This window comes from Candidatus Dorea massiliensis AP6 (assembly GCF_964245105.1).
Lineage (GTDB): Bacteria > Bacillota > Clostridia > Lachnospirales > Lachnospiraceae > Laedolimicola > Laedolimicola intestinihominis.
Window position 1 is genome coordinate 1 of the sequence record NZ_CAXTKW010000029.1, and the last position, 8316, is coordinate 8316.

Genomic DNA, 8316 nt, shown 5'->3' on the forward strand with positions numbered 1-8316 from the left:
TTAAAAATTCAATCTTCCGAAATTCCTTGATTTTTCAAGGCTTACCGCCTATCAAATATCAAAACCTTATGTATTTTCCCTTGTTTTTGCCCTTATGAGCCGAAACAAGGGAATTTTTTATGCTTCGCCCACAACCTTATCCAAGAGCCTTGCGGAAGTCCGCTTCGCTTCTCTGGTAGAGTGGGCATAAATGTTCATTGTGGTACTGACATCAGAGTGTCCGAGAAGTTCCTGCACATCTTTGGGTTTTGCACCGCCCGAAAGCAGATTGCTTGTGTAGGTATGGCGGAGTGTGTGGAAATGAAAGTCCTCCAATCCCTCAACCTCTGCTTTTGCCTTGCGGCAAATCTGACCGACTGCACTTGCAGAAACAAAAGCACCGTCCTCTTTTAAGCAGACAAAGGATAATTCTCTGTCATTTTCGGGCGTTTCCTGTGTTCTTTGCAGACTGTAAACCTCATAATAAGTACGCCCTTTTTCTTTGACCGTCTTACAGTAGTTCAGATGATACAGTTCGCCATAAAGGAAACGGTTTTTATGCTGTTCTGTTTTTACTTTCCGTAAGATGTCCGCCAATGTGTCACAGAAATCAACGGTACGGACTTTACTGCGTTTTGTCGTGCCGACTTCGTGCTTATGCCTTGTGCCATTGTACCGCATACTGCGTCTTACGGTTAGATACTGCTCGTCAAGGTTGATGTCCTGCCAAGTCAGACCGCAGACCTCTCCGATACGCAAGCCTGCATAGTAGGCTATCTGCACCGCAAGCAACGCAGGGTGTTTCTTTTGGGTTAAGAAGTCCGTCAGTTTTTGGTATTCCCCGTGTGTAATGGTAGGAACAGGAACAATATCTTCTTCGCTGTCCGAGAAAATATCTGTTTCCTCTTTTCTGCCACGCAACTTCACATACTGCATCGGGTTAAAGGTTATCAGCCTTTTCGGAAATACAGCAAAACGAAATGAATTTTGCAGTACCGCCGAGAATTGCAGCATATAGCCTTTACTCATCGGCTTTGAAGTTGTACCGCCAGGATTTATCCCTCCGTAACTCATCAGGTCGATAAACGACTGTAAATGGTCGGCAGTCACGGTTTTCAGTTTTCGGCTGCCAATGGGATATTTTTTAATCTTTTTGACTGCCGCCATATATGCCATAACCGTACCGTTGCTAAGGCTGCCGGGCTTCAGTTCTTCCTCTACCCACATATCCAGCATTTCGCCAACCGTGATGTTTTCGGCTTTCCCGACAAACTTCTTTTCCTCATAGTCAGCGATTGCTTTTCTGAGCAGGGCTTCTGTTTCAGACTTGCTTTCTGTTCCCACAAACTCTTTCTGTACTTTTCTGCCGCTTTCATCTTCGATATAGAAGCGTGCGTACCACTTTTTACCTTTTTTTCTTACAGAACCTTTTGCCATAGATAAATTTCTCCTTTCTATCCGTGGCAATCGGGACTGTGACATATGGTGTGCGTAAAGTAATAGTGTCACTTATGCCGATGAATGTCAATCGGCATTTTCACTTGTCAAAGTGCCACGGAATTTTTCTTTTTCAGCAACCCTTTCCTCGGCTGCTGTCACTATCCCGAACAGGTCGCCCATCTTTACAGCGGTGCGTCCCTCATCGTAGATATGTAAAATTCCATCTAAAAACTGCTTCATATTCTCGATAGGAAGTTCCATTTCTTTACGGTAAACTCTTTCCATAATCGCCCCTGACTCAATCGCATAGCGGCGTAAGGACTGCTTTAAGCCCTCGTCCTCCGCTACACGGTCAACCTCAGCCATAGCGTCTGCAAAGTGATAAGTCATAACCGTATAGAGGTCAATCATCTTTCCGAGGAATGTGGTGAGCAGCTGTTGGTGCGGTTCTCCCTTTACCACAGAAGAAACGGTATCAAGATAATTTTTGATATGTTCCTCCATATCCTTTGCACATAAAGTGCGGCTGTCGTATTCCTTATCTTCGGAAAGTCCTGTCAGCCATTCGGGAGTGGTCAGGAGTGCTTCTGCCAGTCCGTTGATAATCATTGTACGCTTCGGGTCTACACCGTCCGCTTCATATCTCTGAATGGTAGATTTGTTTACTCCGACACGCTTACCAAGTTCGGGCATTGTTAAGTTTAACTCTGTTCGGCGTTCTTTCACTCGTTCACCGACCTGTTTTGCGGTGAATGTAATTTCTTGTTTCAAGGTTTTCACCTCCTATTGATGATAGTATAGCACAGAAAAACTTATTTTGCAACCATAAATTTAATAATAGGCAAAAATATTTCTTGATAAGTTGCAAAACAAGTTGACAAGAGATAGCAAAATAAGTATAATTACAGATACACAGTTGCAAAATGCGTATTTTGAAAGGAGGTTGATAAAATGAGCAACATCAAAATGGGTTTAACCATAGAAGAAGCCGCAGAATGTACGGGTATCGGAAGAAATACAATGCGTAAGTTGGTAGACTGGGGCAAACTTCCCGTCCTCAAGGTCGGAAGAAAAGCGATTATCCGCAGGGATACTTTAGAGCGATTTATGAGCGTCAATCAGGGAAGAAACCTGCTCAATGAAAACGATGTTCGCAAAGTAGAATAACCATTCTCCAAGCCCTCGGCGTTTGAGAGCGAAATACACCCCTCGCACAAATCTTCGAGTTGTACTCTGGGTATTTCGCCCTTGCAGGGGGCTATGTATCACAGCTTCGGACAATGCACCGCCGCTATGATACAGAAGAAAACAGCACGCTGTTTTCTTCGCTGTCCGTCTGCTTACGCTGCCGAAACAGCAGCAACCGATTTCTCGGTTGCAAAAAGAGTATGCCCGTCACGGGAGGAAGGAGTATATGGCAAGACACAGTTTTATACAGATGTCAAAGCTACCCAATGTCAAGGGAAGAATATCCTATATCACAAGCCACGCAAGACAGGAAAATCTCTATGCCACCTACCGCACCGCCGACAATGAATTTTGGAGTAACCTTGCAAGGGAAAGCCAGCAGGAATTTAAGCGAAGCGGTACGGAGGGCAAATGTATTGAAGCAAGGGAATTGATTATCGCCCTGCCCGAAGTATATACAAAATACGAGCCGCAGGAAGTCCTTGAAGATTTTACGGAGGAGTTCCACAGGCGGTATGGTGTAGAGTGCGTGTCAGCCCTCCACCACAACAAACGCAAGACAAACTATCATATCCACCTTATCTTCAGCGAAAGAAAGCTGCTTCCTGAACCTGACATCAAGATAGCCACACGCAGCGTGTTCTATGATGAAACAGGCAAAAGGGTACGCACCAAGAAAGAAATCACAGGGGAGGACGGACAGATACGAAAAGGCTGCACCGTCATTAAAAAGGGCGAGGTTTACGAAAGCCACCTCTTTACCGTGAAAGATGATAAATTCAAAAGCGAGCCTTTTCTTCGGGAGGTAAAAGAGATTTACACTGACCTTATCAATCGCCATATTGCTGATCCCGAACAGCAGTTAAAGGTATTTGATAAGAACAGCGTTTATCTTCCTACCAAGAAAATCGGTAAGAACAATCCCAAAGCCGCCGAGATTGAAGCCGACAACGCCGCAAGGCAGGAATGGAACAGGACGGCGGATATGGCATTGTTATCGGGGATTGAGGAAACAAAGATACTGGAAATCAAGAAAGAGGAAATCCACCAAAAGGCAAGTCAGTCCATTAAAGAAAAGGGCTGGCTGCCTACCTTGTTCCGCAGCATTATCGGCAGGGCAAAGGAGCTTCTGCAAAGCCTTATCCGAGAAAAGGATATGCCGCCCAAGCCTACGCTGGATATGGATATGGCGGAATTTCGACGCATGAAAAATCTGATGATAAAGGCGCAGGAGGGCGCAAGGGAAATCCGCCGTTTGCAGGACGATGTTCTCCCGAAACTGAAAGCGCAGCTTGCAGACACAAAGGGGCTTTTCAAAGGCAAGGAGCGTAAAGCCTTGTCCGAGCAGATACAGCAGACGGAAAAGGAAATCGCTGCAAAACTGGATATGCTGCCCGATATTCTGAAAGAGGACGGTTATCCCGATGTGCAGGCGTTCATGCGTACTTTCCGAGAAATGGAAAGCGTTGTGGAACAGTACAGCCGTGACCTTGCCGAGTGGGAGCGTCAGACCAGCAGGAAACCGTCAGCCGCCGCCAAAGAGCAGCGCAGACCACCCGAAAAGCAGAGCGTATTAAAACATTTGCGGGAGATACAGGATAAAAATAGGCAGAAACCACCCCAAAGACAGCGCAAAAAATCCATTGACAGAGATAGCCGATAGATATGGAAAAACCGCCGTTATGGTGTTACCCATAGCGGCGGTGGCACATAATTATTTGCTGACTGCAAGCGTGATTTTCATATCCTGAACATTGATGATTGTTTCTTTTTTGCACTTCGGACAGTAGAGAGGAAAGTTTCTCATCTCAGTATTTTCCTGTATCATTGTTCGGGTTTTATTGCCGCAGACAGGGCAAAGTATCCATTCTGTTTTCATAATGTCGACCTCTTTGCGTTTCTCACTAATGGGAAAATATGAAATCTATATCATTCAATTTCAGTTAGAAATCTAAATTCCCCAATCCTGACTAATCATTTGCAGCTTTACCATATGCGGATAAATTTTGCCTGTGTTCATCAGTTTTTCCGGCGTTCCCTGTTCGGCAACCGTACCGTTTGAAAGCACAACCACTTTATCTGCGCCGCTTACGGTACGCATACGGTGGGCGATAACAAGTACGGTCTTGTCCTTTATCAGTCTTGACAAAGCAGCCTGTATCAATGTTTCATTTTCCACATCAAGACTTGCCGTTGCTTCATCAAGTAAGATAATAGGGGAATTTTTGAGAAAAGCGCGGGCGATTGAAATTCTCTGCCTTTCCCCGCCAGACAATTCGCAACCATTTTCACCAATCATACTGTTATACCCGTCTGGGAGCTTTTCTGCAAATTCTTCACAATTTGCTAGTCTTGCCGCCGCAATTACTTCTTCGTCGGTCGCGTCCTTTCTGCCTATTCTGATATTCTCCATGATTGTGTTGTTAAACAGCGTCACATCTTGAAATACGATAGAGTACAGAGACAGCAAGGTTTCCGGCTCTATTTTCGATATATCCATACCACCGACAGTAATCTTCCCTTTGTTTATGTCCCAAAACCGCGAGGCAAGACGCGACACCGTAGTTTTTCCGCCGCCGGACGGTCCGACTAAAGCGGTAACTTCTCCCTGTTTTGCCGTAAAAGACACATCTTTCAATACGGTTTCCCCAGTATTATAAGCAAATCCTACATGGTCGAATACAATGTCATAACCTTTATTTATCAGTTGATTTTCCCCTGTCTGAATAGGTTGGTCAAGGATTTCGTTCATGCGGTCTATGTTCGTTTTCGTAGAGATTACCGCAGCAAGATTTTGCAATGCGCCTTCAAGCGGGGCATAAAGCCTTGAAGCTACAAGCAAGAACATAAAAAACAGCGGAATATCAATTTCTCCACGAATAAGCAGCGTAGAGCCTACAAGCGCAACCGTAGCAATTCCAAACTTTAATATTAGTGTTGAAGAAACAACAAAAAGTGCTGTTCCAAGTTCTGTTATAATGTGCCGTTTTTCTACATAGTCAATTTTTTTGTCAAGTCCTTTCAGATAACTTTCTTCCGCATTGTTTGATTTCAAGTCCTGTAAACTTTCGATACACTCTTGTACACCGCTTTCAAGCGCGACATTTGCCGCTACAGATTTACAGTTGAAGTATTCCTGTATGCGAGCTGAAAAGAATGTGATTGTAAATGCAATCGGTAAAACCCACACCGCCGCAAGAGCCATTCGCCAGTCGTAAGCAAAAAGGCAGATTGCAATTAGTGTTGTTGAAATGAGGGAGCCTGCCAATGCGGGTACATAATGGGAGAATGCAGTTTCAAGCGTAGCACAGTCTCCCATAATAGAATTGGTTAAATCCGCAAGGTCTTTTTTGCCAAAAAAGGACAACGGGATTTTGCGTAGCCGTTCCGCTAAGGATATACGCCTTACCCCGCTTTCCACATAAGTCGCTAAGTAAGTGGCGTTATATTGAAACCAAGTCGCAATAAATATAAGGCATAAGCAAACCAAAGAACCAACCGCATAAAAAGCAATGCGGCTTCCATTCAAGTTCCCATTCATGGTGTCAATGACAAAGTAATAGAGCAATCCCACAGGGAGCATAAAGGATATATCCTGTACGACGCAGGCAATACAGCCTTTTATCAAATCGACAGCCCCCTGTCTTGATAATGCAAAACGTCTTTGCAATGTCTTAATCATGCGTTTACCTCCTTTGCAATCTTCCATTCTGCCGCTTCGGAATAATCCTTCCACATTTTTGTAAATATGCCGTTTCTTTCTATCAGTCCGCTATGTGTGCCGCTTTCGACAATTTCACCGTCTTGCAGTACATAAATGCAATCCGCGTCTGTGATTGACGACAACCTGTGTGCAATCATAATGACGGTCTTTCCCTTTGAAAGCGCGGATAAAGCCTGCTGTACGCGCACCTCATTATCGGGGTCGGCAAATGCGGTCGCTTCATCAAGGATTATGATAGGCGCATTTTTCAAAATCGCGCGGGCAATCGCTATTCTTTGCTGTTCGCCGCCGGACAGATATACGCCTTTTGCGCCGACAACCGTATCAATGCCATTCGGTAATTTTTCAATAATATCCAAGCACTGTGCAGCTTCCAAAGCATGGGCGATTTCTTCGCGTGTAGCGTCAGGCTTTGCCATACGCACATTTTCCAATATGGACGCTTTGATAAGTCGGCTGTTCTGAAATACAAAGGACACCTTATTCATCAATGTTTCTTTCGGAATGTCGCATATGTCGATATTCCCTATCAGTACGCGCCCTTTTTGCGGGTCAAAAAATCTTGTGACGATATTTGCAAGCGTTGTCTTGCCGCCGCCGGACGATCCTACCAATGCGACTGTCTGCCCCGGTTTTATGGAAAGAGATACATCATTGAGCGCGTTTTTCTTTCCGTCATAGCTGTAACTAACGTGTTCTAATGTAATCCCATTATCTTTAGGGATATTATTCACGCTGCTTTCAGATAATGGTTTTTCGTTCAGCACTTCATTAATCCTGTTAATTGCGTCGCCTACAATCATTGCGTCCTCGCTCATAAACATAATTTTTGTGAGCGTCGTACCAATGACGGGCGTAATCACAATATAGAAAATAAGGTTTAACAGAAGTTCATTTGTTACGCCGCCCCTTGTAAAGAGAATACCTCCGGCAATCAGAAACGCGAATACACTGTTAATTGCCGTTGTATAGAACATCATAGGCAGACGCAGCCCCTTTGTGTATGCGATTACCCATGTTTCGTAATTGTCTATCGCGTTTTTGAAGCGTTTGAAAGAAAAGATTGTCTGTCCGAAAGTCTTTACTACGGGTACGCCCCGCACATATTCAACGGCTTCATTTGACATATCGGCAAGCGCATTTTGATATTGTTCCATTCGCTTTTCCATGTCTTTTCCTGTCATTTTCATCATAATCAGAAAACCAAGCACAACGGGAACAAGGCTTAAAAGCCCTAACCGCCAGTCAAAAGCAAGCAACAGGAAAAATAGCCCTATAGGGGTGGCAATCGCCCCCGCTTTGTCGGGAAGCCTGTGTGCAAGATACGTTTCCGTAGCAGCACTGGAACCGTTTACTATTCTCCGCAGCTTTCCACTTCCATACTTCTCCGTTACTCCGAGCGGCAATGCTGCAATATGGCGCATAAGCTCTTTTCGGATATTAGCGGCAACCCGGAACGCGCTCAAATGCGAACACATCAAAGCGGCTATGTAAACAACAATAGAGATAACTGCAAACAATACGGCAGACCAACCGTAGCCTGTGACATTCTCCGCCTGTGAGAAGTCCGGGGAAACCTCCAGTATGTCGTGAATAATACACCATATATACCAAAAAGGTACAAGAGCCAACAGTGCACTCATTACAGACAGTACCCAAGAAAGATAAGTCAATATCTTATGCCCTCCGGCATAACCCATCAGTCTTGATAGATTTGACTGTTTTTTCATTGATAAAACCTCCTTGAAAATTTTTTATGATACGAGAACAAAATGAACGTCCTCCAATATCCTCATTTCAGTTAGTGTTGCCCTTGTGAAGTTAGCAGTAACTAACCTGTGTATAAAAATTATAGGGCAGATTGCCCTAACGAATTTATTCATTTTTATTGCCCCATAATTTTCATCCACCCGGCGGTATAGAAATCTCTCATTTCTTTCAAATAGTGCTTTGCTTCTTCAAGAGGCATTTCATGTATAATCAAC

Annotated in this window: 7 protein-coding genes and 1 pseudogene; 2 read left to right on the plus strand and 6 right to left on the minus strand. The window is 44.3% G+C overall.

Translation table 11 applies throughout. The features are described 5' to 3' along the window. Nucleotides 1–117: 117 nt before the first annotated feature. Nucleotides 118–1416, minus strand: coding sequence for a tyrosine-type recombinase/integrase (locus tag ACESZP_RS17600; protein WP_119204752.1), 1299 nt, complete (start codon nt 1414–1416; stop codon nt 118–120). Between the two features lie 87 nt (nt 1417–1503). Beyond that, nucleotides 1504–2190 (minus strand): helix-turn-helix domain-containing protein, encoded by a 687-nt coding sequence (locus ACESZP_RS17605; protein WP_119204753.1) that lies wholly within the window; start codon nt 2188–2190, stop codon nt 1504–1506. Nucleotides 2191–2370: 180 nt separating this feature from the next. Here ACESZP_RS17605 and ACESZP_RS17610 point away from each other — a divergent pair, with 180 nt between their 5' ends. Both ACESZP_RS17610 and ACESZP_RS17615 read left to right on the plus strand, forming a co-directional pair. Beyond that, on the plus strand, nt 2371–2586 hold the full coding sequence (locus ACESZP_RS17610; RefSeq protein WP_004612412.1) for a helix-turn-helix domain-containing protein: 216 nt from the start codon (nt 2371–2373) through the stop codon (nt 2584–2586). A 247-nt stretch (nt 2587–2833) separates the two neighbouring features. Next, nucleotides 2834–4270 carry a MobA/MobL family protein gene (locus tag ACESZP_RS17615; protein WP_119204754.1) on the plus strand — a complete coding sequence of 479 codons (1437 nt, stop codon included), beginning with the start codon at nt 2834–2836 and terminating at the stop codon, nt 4268–4270. Nucleotides 4271–4321: 51 nt separating this feature from the next. Here ACESZP_RS17615 and ACESZP_RS17620 read toward each other — a convergent pair whose 3' ends face one another. From ACESZP_RS17620 to ACESZP_RS17635, 4 genes and pseudogenes are all read right to left on the minus strand, one after another. Beyond that, nucleotides 4322–4486, minus strand: a complete 165-nt coding sequence (locus ACESZP_RS17620; RefSeq protein ID WP_054689890.1) for a cysteine-rich KTR domain-containing protein — start codon at nt 4484–4486, stop codon at nt 4322–4324. Nucleotides 4487–4558: 72 nt separating this feature from the next. Next, nucleotides 4559–6289 (minus strand): ABC transporter ATP-binding protein, encoded by a 1731-nt coding sequence (locus tag ACESZP_RS17625; protein WP_147514140.1) that lies wholly within the window; start codon nt 6287–6289, stop codon nt 4559–4561. Continuing rightward, nucleotides 6286–8061 (minus strand): ABC transporter ATP-binding protein, encoded by a 1776-nt coding sequence (locus tag ACESZP_RS17630; protein WP_147514141.1) that lies wholly within the window; start codon nt 8059–8061, stop codon nt 6286–6288. Before ACESZP_RS17630 ends, ACESZP_RS17625 begins: the two co-directional genes overlap by 4 nt. Nucleotides 8062–8216: 155 nt before the next feature. Beyond that, nucleotides 8217–8316: pseudogene (locus ACESZP_RS17635) on the minus strand (TetR/AcrR family transcriptional regulator); the annotation flags it as partial.